Genomic DNA, 16,999 nt, shown 5'->3' with positions numbered 1-16,999 from the left:
CTACTCCACATCCCCCGGCGTCCCGATCTCGTAGCCCTGCGCGCGCAGGCGATCGAGCACGCCGCCCTGCGACAGCAACGTGCGCAGCGGCACGACCGCGATGGCGTGGCCCGGCGTCTTCAGGGCGGTCTCGATGTCCTTGGCCAGATCCGCCTTCACCCGCGCATCGAACGCCACGGCGCCGGGCGTCGCGGCGATGCAGCGCTCGTAGGTCCGTTCCGCGTCCAGGGCGCCGGCCACATTTCCGTCGGCCCAGGCCCGCGAGGCCGCCAGCGTCCGCCCGGGCCCGGCCTCCACCTCGCTCAGCACCTCGTCCAGGCAGGCCGCGCCGGCCGCCTGGCTGGTCTTGGTCACCGCCCGCAGCAGCGGGCTGACGTCGTAGGAGCGCTGCAGCACCTTCACCTTGGCCTGCCCCGCCAGCAGCTTGATCAGCTTGGACGGGTCGGTCGTGGTCAGGTTCTCCTTGTCGCGATAGTCGCCGATCAGGATCAGGCCCGCGGCCAGCGGATGGCCGGTCTTGTAGTGGTCCGCCTGCATGCCGAGCTTGGTCCGCGCCGACACGAACCGCGCCCGCTCGGCGCCCGCCAGTCGCTCCTCGAACGGCTTGCCCGACTTGAGCTTCAGATAGCTGAAGGCCGCGCCCGGCGCGCCGGTCAGCGTCACCTTCAGGGTGCTGAGCGGCAGGATGACCAGGTTCGCCCCCTGCAGCCGCCGCTCGAACTGCAGCCGGTCCCATTGCTGGCGCTTGGGCGCCAGGCTCGGCGCGCCCAGCACATAGACCGTCGAATCGCCGTCCGAGACCCGCCACCAGGCCGGCCCCGGCAGGCGCGCGGTGACCACCAGTTCCTCGACCAGGGTGGCGTCGGGATCGGCCAGCACCTCCGGCGCCGGGGTCAGCGCGACCTGCGCCGAGGCGGGCGCGGACAGCGCCAGGACGGAGGCGACCATCAGGGATTTGAAGCGGCTCATACGCACCTTCCGGACTTTGCCCCCCGGAATCGCCATATAGTGGCGAGCTAACCGAAGCGTGACCATGCCCATACGCCGCCTTCCTCCAGAGACCGTGAACCGCATCGCCGCCGGCGAGGTGGTCGAACGGCCGGCCAGCGCCATCAAGGAGCTGGTTGAAAACGCGCTGGACGCCGGCTCGCGTTCCATCGAGGTCCAGGCTGACGGCGGCGGGCTGACCCGCATCCTGGTGGCGGACGACGGCTGCGGCCTCTCGGCCGGGGAACTGGCGCTCGCGATCGAGCGCCACGCGACCTCCAAGCTCGCGCCCGACGACGCCGGCGACTACGACCTGCTGCATATTCACACCCTGGGCTTCCGGGGCGAGGCCCTGCCCTCGATCGGCTCGGTCGCCCGCCTGTCGATCGCCTCGCGGGCCAAGGGCGCAGCCGACGCCCACGCCATCCTGGTCGAGGGCGGCCAGGTCGGCGCCGTCGCCCCCTCCGGCTTTCCCGGCCCGCACGGGGCGCGGGTCGAGGTGCGCGATCTCTTCTACGCCACGCCCGCGCGGCTGAAGTTCATGAAGTCCGAGCGCTCGGAGGCGCTCGCCATCGCCGAGGAGATCAAGCGCCAAGCCATGGCGCACGAGGCGGTCTCCTTCGCCCTCGACCTCGACGGCCGCCGCACCCTTCGCCTGCCGGCCGAGAGCAAGGGGCCCGACGGGCGCCTCGCTCGCCTCTCCTCGATCATGGGCCGCGAGTTCTCGGACAACGCGCTCGAGATCGATCACGAGCGCGAGGGCGTGCGCCTCACCGGCTTTGCGGGCCTGCCGACCTTCAACCGCGGCAACAGCGCCCACCAATACCTGTTCGTGAACGGCCGGCCCGTCCGCGACCGCCTGCTCCAAGGCGCCCTGCGCGGCGCCTATGCCGACTTTCTGGCCCGCGACCGTCACCCGCTAGTCGCACTCTATCTCGACCTCGATCCCTCGCTGGTCGACGTCAACGTCCACCCGGCCAAGGCCGAGGTGCGCTTCCGCGACCCGGCCCTGGTGCGCGGCCTGATCGTCGGCGGCCTGCGCCACGCCCTGGCCGGCGCCGGCCACCGCGCCGCCACCACCGTGGCCAGCGACACCCTCGCCAACCTGCGCCCGGGCTGGTCGCCGCAGCCCAGCTATCCGCCGCCGCGCCCTTCGGCCCAGGGCTTCTCGGCCTGGCAGGCCGGCGGCTGGACCGCCGCCGTGGCCGCCGCCGCCCAGAGCCTGCCCGGCCTGACCGAGGTCTCGGCCCGCGCCGAGCCGACGCTCGACTGGACGCCGGTCCAATCGCAGCCTTCGCATGGCCTGGAGGAAGCGCCGCCCGCCCCCGGCGTGGTTTTCGATCCGGTCGACTTCCCGCTCGGCGCCGCCCGCGCCCAGGTGCACGAGACCTATATCGTCGCCCAAACCCGCGACGGCGTGGTCATCGTCGACCAGCACGCCGCCCACGAGCGCCTCGTCTACGAGCAGATGAAGGTGCAGATGGAAGGGGGCGGCGTCACGCGCCAGGCCCTGCTGCTGCCCGAGGTGGTCGAGCTCGATCCCGCCGAGGCCGAGCGCGTGATCGCCCGTGCGCCCGAGCTGGAGGCCATGGGCCTTGTGGTCGAGTCCTTCGGCCCCGGCGCGGTGCTGGTGCGCGAAACCCCCGCCCTGCTGGGCGAGACCGACGTCGCCGGCCTGGTCCGCGACATCGCCGATGACCTCTCCGAGAACGGCCAGGCCCTGGCCCTCAAGGAGCGGCTGGCCGAGGTCTGCGGAACCATGGCCTGCCACGGCTCGGTCCGCGCCGGCCGCCGCCTGACCGCGCCCGAGATGAACGCCCTGCTGCGGCAGATGGAGGCCACGCCCCACTCCGGCCAATGCAACCACGGCCGCCCCACCTACGTGGAACTCAAGCTCGCCGACATCGAACGCCTCTTCGGTCGGCGGTAGACTGCGCGCGCGCCTCTAGAACCAGGTCAGCTCGGTCCGCTTGCCGTCGACGATCACGCCCTTCAGGCGCGCGCGGCCGTCCGCTCCCACCGACACCACCGCAAACGCGGTCGGCGGCGAGCCGTCGGCGCGGCGGGCGCGCAGCGCATCCTCGATCCCTTCGGCCTCGTCCTGGTCGGCGTGGAAGCGGTCGACGCCGATGTCCAGGGTGACGGCGTTTCCCTCCTGGTCTCCGAACGCCATGCGCGAACAATAGACCCCTCCGCGTACGGCCAGGGCGCCTCCGGCTGCGGCGGCCGCCCGGCTGTCGGCCGCCCGCACGAACCGCCCCTGCGGCGTCAGCCCCAGCCATTTCCCCGCCTCGAAGGCGGTGGGCGTGTCGGGGCACGGCTGGCCGTGCGGCAGCCGCTGGGTCAGGCGCAGGGCCACATAATGCCCGGTCAGCAGGTTGCGCGGATCGACCGCTTCCATCGGCAGGCTCACCTCGCGCCCGCCGGCGCGAGCCTGGTTCTCCGAGACCACCAGGCCGACCAGCACGACCACCAGGCCCGCCGTGGCGGCCAGGATGCGCAGCGGAAGCTTGATCCTCATGCCTTGGCCCTCCGGCGGGTCAGGAGGCCGGCGGCCAGGGCGATGACGGCGCAGGCCGCAAACAGTCCAGCGGCCGTCATCAGGCCGAGGCCCAGGTCGAACAGGATCGCGCAGACCCCAGCGATCATCGCCGTCACTCCGGCGGCGGTGACCATGGTCTGGCGGTCGTGCATGCCGAGCGCGATCGCGCCGCCCGCCAGCACCAGCCAGCCGGCGCGATGGGCGACCAGCGCCGCGGCCTTCAGGTCGTCGAACCCGGCCGTCGCATAGAGGCCGAGCGCGCCCCAGACGAACCACAGGAAGAAGATCAGCGCCGTGCGCCGCTCGCCAAGTCGCCGCGACAGGGCCGCCAGACCGGCCAGGATCGCGGCTCCCGCCAGCAGCCCGACCGCCCCGAACCGCTCGTAGAGCGAGATCACCGCCACCAGCCCGACGATCATCGCCAGGCCCGCCGCATGGGCCAGCGGCCGCGAGTTCCACAGCCAGGCCAGGCCCATGCCCACCGGCGCGGCGAAGATCAGCCAGCGCGACTGCCCCTCGTCGAACCCGCCGGCGAACTCGCCAAAGCCGATCAGGGCCAGGGCGACCATGGCCGCGGCGCTGGAGCGGCCGGCCACCGCCAGCACGCCCGCGGCGATCCCCGCGCCGCGCAGGGCCTTCTGCGGGTCGCCGGCGATGTCGAAGATCTGGCCCGTCAGACCGATGGCCGCCGCATAGACGCAGGCCGCCACCGCCAGCAAGGTGTTGGTCACCAGCGGCCGGCGCCCGTCGCGTCCGGTCCAGGCCGCAGCGCCCGCCACCGCGACGAACAGGCCAAGGATCAGGCCGAACCGCGGCAGCCGCGGAATCGCGCCCCAGTTGGCCGCCACGAAGGCGATGGCCGCCGCGCCCAGCAGCAGGGCCCCGATCACCGCCAGTGCGGCCGAGGCGTCGATACGCCGCCCGTCCGACACCCGGTCCAGGATCGCCTCGCGGTTCGCGGCGGGAACCAGTCCGGCCTCGATCCACTCGTCCAGATCGTCCGTCAGCCGAGCCTTGTAGCTCGCCATCCACGCCTCCGCCTCGCCACGCGCCATGGAGCCTCGCCCACAGCGCGCGCGCAGGCAACCTCAGCTCAGTCGAGATTCCGCGAAGCCGTTCATCGCCGCGACCAGATAGTCCGTGAACCCGGCCGCCCGCGCCTCGTAGCGGGCGCGGAAATCGGGGTGGTCGCGATACATGTCCGCCAGCACCCGATAGGCGGCGCGGTCGGGCGTGCGCGCCCAGCTCAGGGCGACCCAGGCGTGGTGTCGCGCGACCAGCGGGGCGACCGCCTCGCCGTCCGCCGGCAGTCCGTCCGCCATCGCCTTGGCCAGCTCGGCCTCGACACGCTCCAGTTCGGCCAGGAAGCCGTCGTAGTCGGCCGGGCTCATCGCCGCCATGCGCGCCTTGGAGGCCTCTATCTCCGGCTTGGCGGCAGGGCCGAAGCGATCCTCCAGCCAAGTCTCGTACTGCGCCTGCTTCTCAGGTGGGAAACCGCGGTACATCTGCTTGTCGTCCATCTCCGTCTCTCCTTCGAGGGCGGCGAGGGTGGCGTCGAGCGTCTTCACCAGGGCGCGATAGCGCCGGGCCTGCGCCGTCAGGTGCGCGCGGTGGGCCCGCAGCGCCGCCTTCAGGTCGAAGTCCGGCGCGTCCAGGGCCAGGCGGATGTCCTCCAGCCTCAGGCCCAGTTCTCGATGGAACAGGATCTGCTGCAGCCGCAGCAGCTCGGCCGCGCCATAGTAGCGATAGCCGTTCTCGCCCACGCGCGCGGGTTTGAGCAGGCCGATCTCGTCGTAGTGGTGCAGGGTGCGCACCGATACGCCCGAGAGCTTCGCCAGTTCGCTGACCGTATGGACGCTCATCGTCTCCTCTCCGGTTACGGAAGCGAAGAGGCGGCTATCCCGCGGCGTGAGGGTCAAGGGCCTTCTTCAGGCCGCGACGCGCTCGCCCTCGGGCTCGAACAGGCCGTTGATGGCGCTGAGCAGGCGCTCGGCCTTGATCGGCTTCTCCACCACCCCGTCCATGCCCTGGGCGAGATAGCTGGCTGCGTCCCACGGGTCGGCGTTGGCGGTGATGGCCAGGATCGGCACCTCGGCCGCCGCGCCGGCCAGGCCGCGGATGCGCCGCGTGGCGCCCACCCCGTCCAGGTTCGGCATCTTGATGTCCATCAGCACCAGGTCGAACCGGCCCGACGCGGCGGCCGCCACCGCCTGCTCGCCGTCCTCCACGCTCTCGCTGGTGCAGCCGAACATGCCGCACAGGGTCTCGGCGACCAGGCGGTTGGTGGCGTTGTCGTCGGCGATCAGCACATGCAGCGCGCCCGGCCCCTGCGACAGGTCCGGCTCGGCGGCGATCTCCTCCTGCGTCGGCGCGGGCACGTCGAACAGCGGGAACTCGAAGCGGAAGACCGTGCCGCCCGGCCCGCTCGTCACCGCGATGTCGCCGCCCATCTGCTGGACCAGCTGGCGGCAGATGGACAGGCCCAGGCCCGCCCCGCCCTCTCGCACCCCCGCCTCGGTCTGGCTGAACGGTTGGAAGATGCCGTCCAGCCGGTCGGCCGGGATACCGACGCCGGTGTCGCGCACCCGGCCCTCCAGCATCACGTGCACGTCGTCGCGCCGGGCGCTCAGCGAGACCTCGACCCCACCTGCCCTGGTGAACTTCAGGGCGTTGCCGATCAGGTTGTTGAACACCTGCTTGATGCGGACCACGTCGCCCAGCGCCCACTGGTCGGCCGCGCCCAGGTAGGAGAAGTTCAGCGACAGCCCCTTCAGCTCGGCCCGCGCAACCCACAGGGCCGACAGGTCCTCCAGCAGGGCCGGAACGCAGAAGCTGTCCTCGGCCAACTCCAGCAGCCCTGCGTCCGCCCGGCTGAGGTCCAGGGCGTCGGTCAGCAGCCGCAGCAGGGTCTGGCCGGAATCCTGGATCGTGGCGACGTAAGGCTTCACCGCCGGGTCGGCGAGCTTGCGCTGCAGGATGTCGGCGATGGCCAGCACGCCGTTCAGCGGCGTGCGGATCTCATGGCTCATCACCGCCAGGAACTGCGACTTGGCGGCCAGCGCGCTCTGCGCCTCCTGGCGGGCCTGGTTCAGGGTCTCGGCCAGCCGGGTCATCTCTTCGGCGTGCGCGCGATTGGCGTCGCTGGTGGCGTGCAGCAGCGACAGGGTCGAGCCGACCCCTGCGTAGCGCCCGCCGGTCACCACCACGAAGCCCTTCATCACCTCGTGCGAGCGCTCGGCCAGCACCTCGCCGCAGAACGCCGCCACCGGCGTGTCGCCCTCGGCCACCAGCGGGGTCTCGTTCATCAGAAGCGAGATCGGCCGCAGGGCGTAGAGCGCCCGGCCATAGTGAGCCGCCATGGCCACGAAGAACGCGTTGCGCTCCACCAGGCCGACCGGGCGGCCTTCGTCGTCCACGACCGCGATGGCCAGGGTCTCCGGCTCGGCCTGGAAGCGGTCATAGACGTCCTGCCCCAGCGTCTGGGGCGAGATCGGCGCGATCGGCTGAATCAGGTCCATCAGGACGGCGGTCATTTCTACGAGCTTCCCGCTTACAGCGCCGCCTGCATAGACAAGCTCGGCTAATGACGGGTGAATTTTACTCTGAAAATCTGCGCGAATTCCTGCAACTATGCGTCACCTAACCTTCATATAGTTATCACAAATCAAAAACTCTCAGATATCGACAAGTAATCATGGAGAGAAGGTGCAGGCGCTGGACGCCGGCCTCGACCTTCGCCATAGTCGCGCCAGCTCGTAGAGAGGTTTTATGTCAGAGCTTGCGTTCGAGGCCCGGGCCTAACCGCCGAACCGGCGTCCTCGTCATCCATCGGCAGTCAGGCCCCAACGTCCGCGCCCTCGCATTGCGAGTTCGGTCCGGGCGCGTTCCCTCATGCCTGAACGCTGGATACTTCCTTGAACATCTCAAAAGCGCAGCAACGTACGCTGCACGCCCTGGCCCAAGGCGGCCGGATCGTCCTCGAACGCGACGAACGGGGCGACATCCTCTCGGCCGACTGCATCACCCGCGACGGCTGGACTCTCAGCGACTGCGACGTCGCCGTCTTCAAGAGCCTGAAGAAGAAGCGGATGATCGCCAGCAAGAACGGCCAGCCCTACCAGATCACCCGCGAGGGCCTGGTGAACCTGCGCAGCCAGCTCGACAACCGCACGTCCGCGCGGGCTTTCTAGCTAGTTCGCCGAAAACCTGAGGAAATGGACGCGCGCGGCGCCGTAGTCGCGGGCGTCCAGCTTCTCGAAGCCGGGGGCGTCGAAGTCGGGTTCGTTCGAGCCGCGCTCGAACATCACCACCGCCCCGTCCGCCAGCCAGCCGCCGGCCGCCAGCTTGGCCAGCGCCGTCTCGCCCAGGCCCTTGCCATAGGGCGGGTCGAGGAAGGCGAGGTCGAAGGCCGGCCCGTCGGCGCCGGGCCGCACGCCCAGGTCGGTGGCGTCGCGCCGATGCACCCGCGTGCGGCCGAACAGGCCCATGGCGTCGACGTTCTGGCGGATCGCCCCGCGCGCCAGCTCGTCGGTCTCGACGAACAGGCAGAAGGCCGCCCCCCGCGACAGCGCCTCGAAGCCCAGCGCGCCCGAACCGGCGAACAGGTCGATGATCCGCAGGTCGCGCACCCCCGGCGACCAGGCCGCGTGCTCCAGGATGTTGAACACAGCCTGGCGCGCCCGGTCGGACGTCGGGCGCGTGCGATCGCCCGGCGGCGTGACGATGGCCTTGCCGCGAAACTCGCCCGAGACGATGCGCATCAATCGTCCCGCTTAGGTCCGCGCGGACCGCCGGGCCGCGGGCCTCTGGGGCCCGAACGCGGGCCGCCGGGCTTGCCGCCGCCGGCGCGCGGGCGATCCGGACGCGGGCCGCGAGGACCTTCGCCGCGCGGAGCATCGCCCTCGGGGCGCGGACCACGGGGACCTCCAGGGCGCGGCCCGGACCGCGGACCGCCGAAACCCGGCTTACCGCCCGGACGCGGACCCGAGGCCCGCGGGCCGCGTGGGCCGTCCGCACGTTCGGGACGCCCCTCGCCCCGGGGCGCATCGCCGTCCGGACGCGGACCGCGGCCGCGCGGCGGCCCCGACCAGGCGCCTCGCGGCGCGTCGCGGCCCTCGCTGCGCGGGCCGGGGGCGCGCGGACGCGGAGCCGGCTTGCCGTCGTTGGATCGCGGGCCGCGCTCGATCAGGGTCGCGCCCTTGCGCGGGCCGCGCGGCTTGTCGAAGGCGCGCTCAGGACGGGCCGCGCCCTCGGCGGCCTCGCGCGGCTTGCGCTCGCCCCGGAATTCACCCTTGAACTCGCCCCGGAACTCGCTGCGTCCTTCCCGCTTGGGCGCGCTGCGGGCCCCGCCCTTCGGGCCCGGGCCGCGTCCGGCCGGCGCGCCGCGCGGCGCGGGCGCCAGCGGATCGCCGGGCGAATAGGTGCGGATGCCGCCGGGCGTGTCCCCCGACAGCCGGTTGGACCGGCGGCGCGGGGCCAGCGGGACCTCGGCGGCCGGTTCCTGGCCCGGGCGCGGCGCGCGGCGCGGCTTGGCGCTCTTGACCTTCACGGTCACCTTCGGCTTGGCCCAGCCTTCCTTGTACTCGGTCTTGGGCTTCGGCTCGGCCGCGCTCTTGGCGCCGGCGCCGCGGCGGCCGGTGCCGTCGTGCACCGCATGGGCGCCGGGCGGGGCCTTCGGGGTCTTGAAGGCCGGCCGCTCGCCGGTCGGCATGTTTTCCGGGTCGATATAGTCGGCCAGCTGCTCGCGGATCACCCGCGGCCCGACCTCCTCGATCTGGCCGATCGGCAGCGTGCCCAGCGCGAACGAGCCGTAGGACATGCGGATCAGCCGCCCGACCTCCAGGCCCACCGACTTCAGCACCTTGCGGACTTCGCGGTTCTTGCCCTCGGCCAGGGTGACGGTGATCCAGACATTGGCGCCGGTCGGGCCGTCCTTGGCCTTGTCGATCTTGGCTTCGATCGGGCCGTACTTCACGCCCTCGACCGTCACGCCGTCCGCCAGCTTGTCCAGTTCCGCCTGAGTCACCCGGCCGCGCGCCCGGGCGCGGTAGCGGCGCACCACCCCGCTCGACGGCTGCTCCAGCGCACGCGCCAGCTCCCCGTCGTTGGTGAGCAGCAGCAGGCCTTCGGAATTGATGTCCAGTCGGCCGATGGAGATCAGCCGCGGCAGGCCCGGCGGCAGGGCGTCGAACACGGTCGGGCGCCCCTGCGGGTCCTTGTGCGTGGTCAGGAGGTCGATCGGCTTGTGATAGCGGAACAGCCGCGTCGGCTCGGGCGGGTCAACCACCTCGCCGTCGACGGTCAGGATGTCGTCGGCCCGCACGTTCACCGCCGGGCTGGTCAGCACCTCTCCGTTCAGGGCCACGCGGCCCTCTTCAATGAGTTTTTCGGCGTCGCGCCGCGAGGCGACGCCCGCACGTGCGAGGGCTTTTGCGACACGCTCGCCTTGACCTGGCGCCGCGTCGTCGTTTCGTTGGGGGTCGTGGATCATGATCATCGCACCATGCGCATCGCGCTCGCTGCGGCGCAAGACGCCGCGTCACGTGGAGAAACTCCCGTGGGCGCCGTCATCGTCGATCCGAAGACGGAGGAGGTCATCGCCGTAGGGGCGAACGGCCCCATTGGCGCTCACGATCCGACCGCTCATGCCGAGATCGTGGCCTTAAGGCAAGCGGCTGCGAAACTCGGCAACTATCGGCTGACCGACCTGACCCTGGTCGTCACCCTCGAACCCTGCGCCATGTGCGCCGGCGCGATCAGCCATGCGCGCATCGGTCGCGTCGTGTTCGGGGCCGAGGATCCGAAGGGCGGCGCGGTCGTCCACGGCCCGCGCTTTTTCGAGCAGCCGACCTGCCATTGGCGCCCGCAGGTGACCGGCGGCGTCCTGGCGCAGGAGAGCTCGGACCTGCTGAAGGGTTTCTTCCAGGCCCGCCGCAAGAAGAAGGCGTGAGGATGCGCGGCCTTTCCATCGTCCTTGCCGCCGTCGCCCTGGCCGGCTCGGCCCAGGCGGCGCCGGCCGACCACGTCCAGGCTCTGGCTTGGCTGGCTGGTTCCTGGGTGCAGAGGGGCGAAAACCTGACGGTGCGCGAGATCTGGACCGTTCCGCAGGACGGCGCTATGGCCGGCGCCTCCCAGACCAACCGGGCAGGCAGGAAACCCTTCGTCGAGTTCATGACCATCACCGCCGAGCCGACCGGCGCGACCTTCACCGCCCGTATCGAAGGCCAGCCGCCAACGCCCTTCGTGCTGAAAGCCGGCTCACCGGACGAAGCGACGTTCGAGAACCTCGCCCACGACTTCCCGCAGCGCGTTATCTACCGCCGCTGCGGCCAGGACCTCTGCGCCCGGATCGAAGGAACGGTGAACGGCAAGCCCCAAAGCCAGGACTGGCGCTACGCGCGGGAGCGGTAGAGACGCCCCTCGGCAGATGTCATTCCGGTTTGCGAAGCAAGACCGGGCCCCATGAACACCTGATGGCGCCAGCCAAGGCTCGATAACGCCCCATTTTTCGGAAGCAGATGCGAATGGGTCCCGGTCTCCGGCTTCGCCGAAACCGGGATGACACTTGCTTGCCTACCCCCGAAACAACTGCAGGAACGCCGCCAGCGCCGCGGCGTCACCCTTCTCGATCCTGATCTTGCCGGCCTTCAGCGCCGCGGCCATCGCCTCGGGCGAAGCCAGCGCGCCCACGAAGTCGGCCTTGCTCGCGGCGACCACCAGCGGGACCTCCGCCCCGACGCCCTGCGGCGTCTCGGCGACGCCGCGGCGCACGCGGATGGTCCAGTCGCCGTCGCCGGCCAGCTTCAGCCCCATCGCGGCGTCGGCCTGCGCGGCTGTTTCGGCGTTCAGCCGCACCGGGAAGGTGGCGACGATGGCGGCGGCCGGCAGGCCCGCGGCCTGCGACCCGTTCTGGCGCGCCCCGACGATCTGCGCCCACCCCGGCGCCTTCTTCTCCAGTTCGGCCGCGCGCTCGAGATAGTAGTTGCGGCCGTTTGGCGAGACGCTGTCGTAGCCGAGCTGGCGGAACGCCCTGGCCTGCAGCGCGTCGGCCTGCGGCTTCAGCGCCGGATCGGCCCGGCCGACATGTCCGGCCAGTTCGCCCGCCCATTTCCAGCGCCCGTCGTCGAACGCCTTCTGCGCCGCTGCGAGCGCAGGCGCCGGCCCGCCCGCCAGAGCGACGATCTCGCCCGCCCGCACGTCCGGCGCATCGAACGAGAGGCTGGCCGGGTCGCCCCCGAACCAGCCCATATAGCCGGCGAAGATCGAGCGCACTGACCACTCGACCGTGCCGTAATGCTCGAAAAGATACGGGTCGGCGGCCAGGTGCGCCGGCAGTTTCACCTTCTCGACGATTTCGTCCGGGGTCAGGCCCTTGTTCATCCAGCGCACGGTCTGGTCGTGGGTGAAACGGATGGCGTCGCGATAGTTGGTCAGTTCGGTCGCGATCGCCTGCGCCCCGACCAGCGGCCGGGTGTGCGAGGGGACCAGCACATCGGCCTTCAGGGCCCGCATCCGGTCGATCGAATCGGCCCACTGCACCGGGTCGCGGTAGCTGGTGCCGCGGATCGTGTAGAGGTTGGGGAACGCCTTGTAGATGTTGTCGCCTGGGAACAGGATTTTCCGGTCGGGCATCCAGATGAAGAGCTGGTCCTCGGTCTCGCCCGGCGCATGCTCCAGCACGAACCGCTCGCCGCCCAGCGTGACCTCCAGCTTGTCCTTGAAGGTGGTGTTCGGGGGCACGAACCCGCCCGCCCCGCCGCCGCTGAACGCCGACAGATAGGGGCCGATCCCGACGCTGACGAAGCCGTCCGGCGTGCCCTTGGGCAGGAAGACGCCGTACATCCGCGCCGCCCGCGCAGCGATGGCCGGCGCTGCTACGCCGTTCCACTTGGCCGCCTCGCGCAGCAAGGTCTCATGGGCGATCACCTTGCCGCCCTTGGCCAGCGGAAACGCCGCGGCCCCGTTGATGTGGTCGTTGTGGTTGTGGGTGTAGATGATGGCGACCACCGGCTTGCCGCCGGTCTTGGGCTCGAACAGCGACCAGACCTTCTTGGCCTCGTCCAGGCTGTCGGTGGTGTCGATGATCACCACCCCGCTCTTGCCGACCACCATGATCGAGTTGGCGATTCCGTAGCCGACCGCCGAGAACACGCCGGGCGCAGGCTCGTAGAGTTTGGGCGGCGCAAACTCGGCGGTGTGGGCGGCCAGCGAGGGGGCGATGCGCGGCGCCGGGTCGTCGGCCATGGCCGGGCTCGCCGCGGCCAGCGCCGCGGTCAGGACGAGCGTACGCAACATGGTCGCCTCCCATATATTGGCATTATCCACGCCAAAATGCAGCGATACCCCGGCGCCGGTCAATGCTTGTCAGCCGGAAAACCCGCCCCGATGATGTTCGCATAACTTAGATCATTAGGGAGAAACGATATGGGACTGCTGGACGGAAAGGTCGCCATCATCACCGGCGCCGGCGGCGGATTGGGCGAGGCCTACGCCAAGCTGTTCGCCAAGGAAGGCGCAGCGGTCGTCGTCAACGACCTGGGCGGGCCGCGCGACGGCTCCGGCTCGGACAAGGGCGCGGCCCAGCGCGTGGTCGACGAGATCGTCGCCGCCGGCGGACGGGCGGCGGCCAACACCGACGACGTCTCCACGGTGCAGGGCGGCGAGAACATCCTGAAGACGGCCTTGGACAATTTCGGCCAGGTCGACATCCTCGTCTGCAACGCTGGCATCCTGCGCGACAAGACCTTCGCCAACACCTCCGAGCAGGACTGGGACCTGGTCGTGAAGGTCCACCTCAAGGGGACCTACTGCTGCGTCATGCCGGTCTGGAAGTGGCTGAAGGACAACGGCAAGCCGGGGACGATCATCATGACGTCGTCGACTTCGGGCCTCTATGGCAATTTCGGCCAGTCGAACTATGGCGCGGCCAAGGCCGGCATTTACGGCTTCATGCGCGTGCTCTCGATCGAGGGACGCAAGTACGGCATCCGCGTCATGGGTCTGGCGCCCGGCGCCTTCACCCGCATGACCTCCGACCTGCCCGGCTTCCGCGACCGCGAGCCCGACGCCATGGCCCTGCCCGAGAACATCGCGCCGGGCGTGCTGTACATGGCCTCGGACCTCGCCGCCGACCATACCGGCAAGGTGCTCGGAGTCTCTTCCCGCGGCGTGCGCGAGATCAAGATGATGCAGACCGACGGCTTCGCGCCGGGCCGCCCCTATACGGCCCAGGAGGTCGCCGAGAACGCCGACAAGGTGTTCTTCCCGGCTGCGCCTGAGAAGACCGCGGCGAGCGCGTAGCTCCAAGTGTCATCCCGGTCTCGCCTGTCGGCGAAACCGGGATGGCGCCGAGGAGCCCTTATCCGAACGCCGCCAACCGCGCGTCCAAACTCTCGCGCACGGCCGGCCATTCGTCCGCCAGGATCGAGAAGATCACCGTGTCGCGGATACGGCCGGTCCAGACCACCCGGTCCTGGCGCAGGACGCCCTCCTGCACCGCCCCCAGCTTGGTCACCGCCGCGCGCGAGCGGGCGTTGATGGCGTCGACCCGGTAGACCACCCGCCGTGCGCCGGACTCGAAAGCGTGGGTCATCATCAGCCGCTTGGCCGCCGGGTTCACCGGCCCGCCGCGGAACTGCGGGGCGTAGTAGGTGCCGCCGACCTCGACCACGGCGTTGGCGCGGTCGGGCCCGATAAAGCAGGTCATGCCGACGCAGCGCCCGTCGACCGTGACCGCGAAGGCCTGGGTCGCGCCCTTGGCGACATTGCCGGCCAGCATCTCCCAGGTCGGCTCGAAGTGTTCGCCCGCCCAGGAGAACGGATAGAGCGTCTCCCAGATGGTCGTATCGGCGTCGCAGGCCGCGCGCAGGTCCTCGCGGTGCTGGTCGCCCAGGGGCTCCAGCCGCACGAAGCGGTTCTCCAGCACCTGCATCTCGATCTTCATCCGGCCCCTCGCACGAACAGTTGAGCGGCCTGGATCAGATAGAGCACGCCGATGCCGGTCACGATCCACTTCGTCCAGCTCTTGAAGTCCACATCGCTCATCCGGTCGAGGATGCGGCCGCCCACCACCGTGCCGGCCATGGACAGCGGAATGGCGATGGCGAACATCCACCAGGGCGGCATGGCGCCCGGCGCGCTGGTCAGCAGCGGGGTCCCGTAGACCAGGATCTTGGCCAGGTGCGCAAAGACCTGAGTCGCGGCCTTGGTCGCCACGATGGCGTGCCGGGTCAGGGCGGTGCGGACGAAGAAGATGTCCAGCAGCGGCCCGGCCACCCCCGCCGTCAGGTTCAGCCCCGTCACCATCAGGCCCGAGGCGAAGGCCTGGGGCGGACGCGCCGCATCCAGGCTGATCCACTTCTGCGGCAGCCACAGCAGGAACGGCACCAGGCCCATCAGCAGGTAGAGCACCGGCTTCGACGGCACGATGGAGATCAGCGCCACCGCTCCACCGGCGATGGCCGAGGCGAGCGCGTACCAGCCGACGATGTCCCAGCGCACGTGCTTGCGGTGCAGCACCGCACGCCAGCCGTTGGCCACCAGCTGCAGCACTCCGTGGGTGACGAAGGCGGCCGAGACCGGCAGCACCAGGGCCAGCCCGCCCATCAGGACGAGCCCCCCGGCCATGCCGAACACCCCTGAGAGGGTGGCGGTCACAAATGCCAGACAGATGATGAAGAGAGCCGAAATCGGGCCCATGGACAGTCCTCCGGGTTGTGATCGGCTCCGAACGGGGGACACAGGCCCCCGGCTTCACCGGTCAGCTGCGCGTCGCGCGCGGGAAAGAGGCTGCGGGTCCGCCCGCGACGCCCGTCCCGAAGGAAGGGCGACATCTCCGGGGATCGCGCCCGCACGTGGCGGGGATCGACCCGGCGCCCGCCGCGTCGCCTCCCGGCGGCCGGGCCGGACGGAGGTTCGCTGTAGGCCCAGCCGTTCTACACCCGAACAAGCGCCGCCGTCACGCCCACGAAAAAGGCCCCGGCTTTCGCCGGGGCCTCGTCGCGTCCTCGAAGCGAGGAGCGCCTAGTTGCGGAACACCGCGGCGGTCGACGGATCGACCGGCATCTCGCGGTACTGGCGCAGCTCGTTGCGGCCCACGACCATGTGGTGCACCTCGTCCGGGCCGTCGGCCAGGCGCAGGGTGCGGGTCGAGGTGTACATGCGGGCCAGCGGGGTCTTCTGGGAAACGCCCAGGGCGCCGTGCATCTGGATCGCCTGGTCGATGATCGTGCAGACGCGTTCCGGCACCATGGCCTTGACCATGTGGATCCAGATCCGGGCCTCGTCGCGCGGCAGCACGTCCATCGCCTTGGCCGCCTTCAGCACCATCAGGCGCATGGCCTCGATCTCGATGCGCGCGCGGCTGACGATCTCGACGTTGCCGCCCAGATAGACGATCGGCTTGCCGAAGGCCTCGCGGGTCAGGCCGCGGGCGACCAGCAGGTCCAGGGCCTTCTCGGCCTGGCCGATGGCGCGCATGCAGTGGTGGATGCGGCCCGGCCCCAGGCGCAGCTGGCTGATCTCGAAGCCGCGGCCTTCGCCCAGCAGCATGTTCTCCTTCGGCACCCGCACGTTGTCGAAGACGATGTGCATGTGGCCGTGCGGGGCGTCCGGATCGCCGAAGACGTTCATCGGGCCGAGGATCTTCACGCCGGGCGCGTCGGTCGGCACCAGGATCTGCGACTGACGCAGGTGCGGCGGGCCGTCGGGGCTGGTCTGGACCATGGTGATCATGATCTTGCAGCGCGGGTCGCCGGCGCCCGAGATGTAGTGCTTCTCGCCGTTGATCACGTACTCGTCGCCGACCAGGGTGGCGCGGGTGTTGATGTTCTTGGCGTCGGACGAGGCGGCGTTGACCTCGGTCATCGCGAAGGCCGAGCGGATCTTGCCTTCCAGCAGCGGCTTCAGCCACTGCTCCTTCTGGGCCGGGGTGCCGACGCGTTCCAGCACTTCCATGTTGCCGGTGTCGGGGGCGGCGCAGTTCATCACTTCCGACGACATCGGGTTCTTGCCCAGCTCGACGGCGATGTAGGCGTAGTCGAGGTTCGACAGGCCCTCGCCGGTGTGGGCGTCGGGCAGGAAGAAGTTCCACAGGCCCGCGGCCTTGGCCTTGTCCTTGGCCGCGTCCAGCACTTCCAGCTGGCCGGGCGCATAGCTCCAGATGTCGGTCTTGCCCTCGCCCAGGCGATGGAACTCCTCGCTCATCGGCTGCACGACGTCGCGGATGAAGTCCCTGACCTTGTTCAGCAGCGGCAGCGCCTTGTCGGACATGCGCAGGTCGTTCAGCTCGTCCTGCGGGTTCAGCTTGAAGCTGCTGTCGGGCCGGTCGGCGGTCATGGTCATCTCGTCTCTCCCAATGCTTTTTTGTGCGGTCGGCGCGGGGGCGCAGGACGGTCTCGCCCTGCCTCGGATCGTAGGATTAGGCCCGCAGTTTGGACGCATCTTTGGCCGAAATCAAACAAGCGTTTAAAG

General features: G+C 70.4%; 16 protein-coding genes. 5 read left to right on the top strand and 11 right to left on the bottom strand.

Annotated features, from left to right (window positions below):
* Positions 1 to 969 (bottom strand): TraB/GumN family protein, encoded by a 969-nt coding sequence (locus ACE3T2_RS19010; RefSeq protein ID WP_374660245.1) that lies wholly within the window; start codon positions 967 to 969, stop codon positions 1 to 3.
* 64 nt (positions 970 to 1,033) lie between these two features.
* On the opposite strand from ACE3T2_RS19010, the gene mutL reads away from it, so the two are divergent.
* The gene (gene mutL / locus ACE3T2_RS19005; protein ID WP_374660243.1) at positions 1,034 to 2,917 is read left to right on the top strand and encodes a DNA mismatch repair endonuclease MutL; all 1,884 of its coding nucleotides are present in this window, start codon (positions 1,034 to 1,036) and stop codon (positions 2,915 to 2,917) included.
* A gap of 15 nt (positions 2,918 to 2,932) precedes the next feature.
* On the opposite strand, the gene ACE3T2_RS19000 is transcribed toward mutL, so the two are convergent.
* The 4 genes from ACE3T2_RS19000 to ACE3T2_RS18985 form a co-directional block, all read right to left on the bottom strand.
* Complete coding sequence (locus ACE3T2_RS19000) at positions 2,933 to 3,508, bottom strand: GDYXXLXY domain-containing protein (RefSeq protein WP_374660241.1); 576 nt, start codon at positions 3,506 to 3,508, stop codon at positions 2,933 to 2,935.
* On the bottom strand, positions 3,505 to 4,557 hold the full coding sequence (locus ACE3T2_RS18995; protein ID WP_374660239.1) for a DUF2157 domain-containing protein: 1,053 nt from the start codon (positions 4,555 to 4,557) through the stop codon (positions 3,505 to 3,507). Before ACE3T2_RS18995 ends, ACE3T2_RS19000 begins: the two co-directional genes overlap by 4 nt.
* A gap of 60 nt (positions 4,558 to 4,617) precedes the next feature.
* Positions 4,618 to 5,391 carry a MerR family transcriptional regulator gene (locus ACE3T2_RS18990; RefSeq protein ID WP_374660237.1) on the bottom strand — a complete coding sequence of 258 codons (774 nt, stop codon included), beginning with the start codon at positions 5,389 to 5,391 and terminating at the stop codon, positions 4,618 to 4,620.
* 66 nt (positions 5,392 to 5,457) lie between these two features.
* Entirely contained in the window at positions 5,458 to 7,062 is a 1,605-nt protein-coding gene (locus ACE3T2_RS18985; protein ID WP_374660235.1) for an ATP-binding protein, read from the bottom strand.
* 381 nt (positions 7,063 to 7,443) lie between these two features.
* Here ACE3T2_RS18985 and ACE3T2_RS18980 point away from each other — a divergent pair, with 381 nt between their 5' ends.
* On the top strand, positions 7,444 to 7,719 hold the full coding sequence (locus tag ACE3T2_RS18980; RefSeq protein WP_374660233.1) for a YjhX family toxin: 276 nt from the start codon (positions 7,444 to 7,446) through the stop codon (positions 7,717 to 7,719).
* Here the strand turns inward: ACE3T2_RS18980 and rsmD are convergent, their stop codons facing one another.
* Positions 7,720 to 8,289: a 16S rRNA (guanine(966)-N(2))-methyltransferase RsmD gene (gene rsmD / locus ACE3T2_RS18975; protein WP_374660231.1), complete on the bottom strand. Its 570-nt coding sequence runs from the start codon at positions 8,287 to 8,289 to the stop codon at positions 7,720 to 7,722. It lies immediately after the preceding gene.
* The gene (locus ACE3T2_RS18970; protein ID WP_374660229.1) at positions 8,289 to 10,019 is read right to left on the bottom strand and encodes a pseudouridine synthase; all 1,731 of its coding nucleotides are present in this window, start codon (positions 10,017 to 10,019) and stop codon (positions 8,289 to 8,291) included. The genes rsmD and ACE3T2_RS18970 overlap by 1 nt, the downstream gene beginning before the upstream one ends.
* Before the next feature lie 12 nt (positions 10,020 to 10,031).
* Between ACE3T2_RS18970 and tadA the strand changes: the two genes are divergently transcribed.
* Both tadA and ACE3T2_RS18960 read left to right on the top strand, forming a co-directional pair.
* Positions 10,032 to 10,478 carry a tRNA adenosine(34) deaminase TadA gene (gene tadA / locus ACE3T2_RS18965; RefSeq protein ID WP_374660227.1) on the top strand — a complete coding sequence of 149 codons (447 nt, stop codon included), beginning with the start codon at positions 10,032 to 10,034 and terminating at the stop codon, positions 10,476 to 10,478.
* A gap of 2 nt (positions 10,479 to 10,480) precedes the next feature.
* Positions 10,481 to 10,939: a DUF6265 family protein gene (locus ACE3T2_RS18960; RefSeq protein WP_374660225.1), complete on the top strand. Its 459-nt coding sequence runs from the start codon at positions 10,481 to 10,483 to the stop codon at positions 10,937 to 10,939.
* 162 nt (positions 10,940 to 11,101) lie between these two features.
* Here ACE3T2_RS18960 and ACE3T2_RS18955 read toward each other — a convergent pair whose 3' ends face one another.
* Complete coding sequence (locus ACE3T2_RS18955) at positions 11,102 to 12,823, bottom strand: alkyl sulfatase dimerization domain-containing protein (protein ID WP_374660223.1); 1,722 nt, start codon at positions 12,821 to 12,823, stop codon at positions 11,102 to 11,104.
* A 129-nt stretch (positions 12,824 to 12,952) separates the two neighbouring features.
* Here ACE3T2_RS18955 and ACE3T2_RS18950 point away from each other — a divergent pair, with 129 nt between their 5' ends.
* Positions 12,953 to 13,828 carry an SDR family NAD(P)-dependent oxidoreductase gene (locus tag ACE3T2_RS18950; RefSeq protein ID WP_374660221.1) on the top strand — a complete coding sequence of 292 codons (876 nt, stop codon included), beginning with the start codon at positions 12,953 to 12,955 and terminating at the stop codon, positions 13,826 to 13,828.
* Between the two features lie 58 nt (positions 13,829 to 13,886).
* Here the strand turns inward: ACE3T2_RS18950 and ACE3T2_RS18945 are convergent, their stop codons facing one another.
* From ACE3T2_RS18945 to ACE3T2_RS18935, 3 genes are all read right to left on the bottom strand, one after another.
* Positions 13,887 to 14,471 carry a GNAT family N-acetyltransferase gene (locus tag ACE3T2_RS18945; RefSeq protein WP_374660219.1) on the bottom strand — a complete coding sequence of 195 codons (585 nt, stop codon included), beginning with the start codon at positions 14,469 to 14,471 and terminating at the stop codon, positions 13,887 to 13,889.
* On the bottom strand, positions 14,468 to 15,226 hold the full coding sequence (locus ACE3T2_RS18940) for a TSUP family transporter (RefSeq protein WP_374660217.1): 759 nt from the start codon (positions 15,224 to 15,226) through the stop codon (positions 14,468 to 14,470). The genes ACE3T2_RS18945 and ACE3T2_RS18940 overlap by 4 nt, the downstream gene beginning before the upstream one ends.
* Before the next feature lie 324 nt (positions 15,227 to 15,550).
* Entirely contained in the window at positions 15,551 to 16,864 is a 1,314-nt protein-coding gene (locus ACE3T2_RS18935) for an acyl-CoA dehydrogenase family protein (protein WP_374660271.1), read from the bottom strand.
* Between the last annotated feature and the right edge of the window lie 135 nt (positions 16,865 to 16,999).

The organism is Phenylobacterium sp., assembly GCF_041919955.1.
In the GTDB taxonomy this organism is placed as follows: Bacteria; Pseudomonadota; Alphaproteobacteria; order Caulobacterales; family Caulobacteraceae; genus Phenylobacterium.
This window is presented reverse-complemented; position numbering and strand designations above follow the sequence as displayed.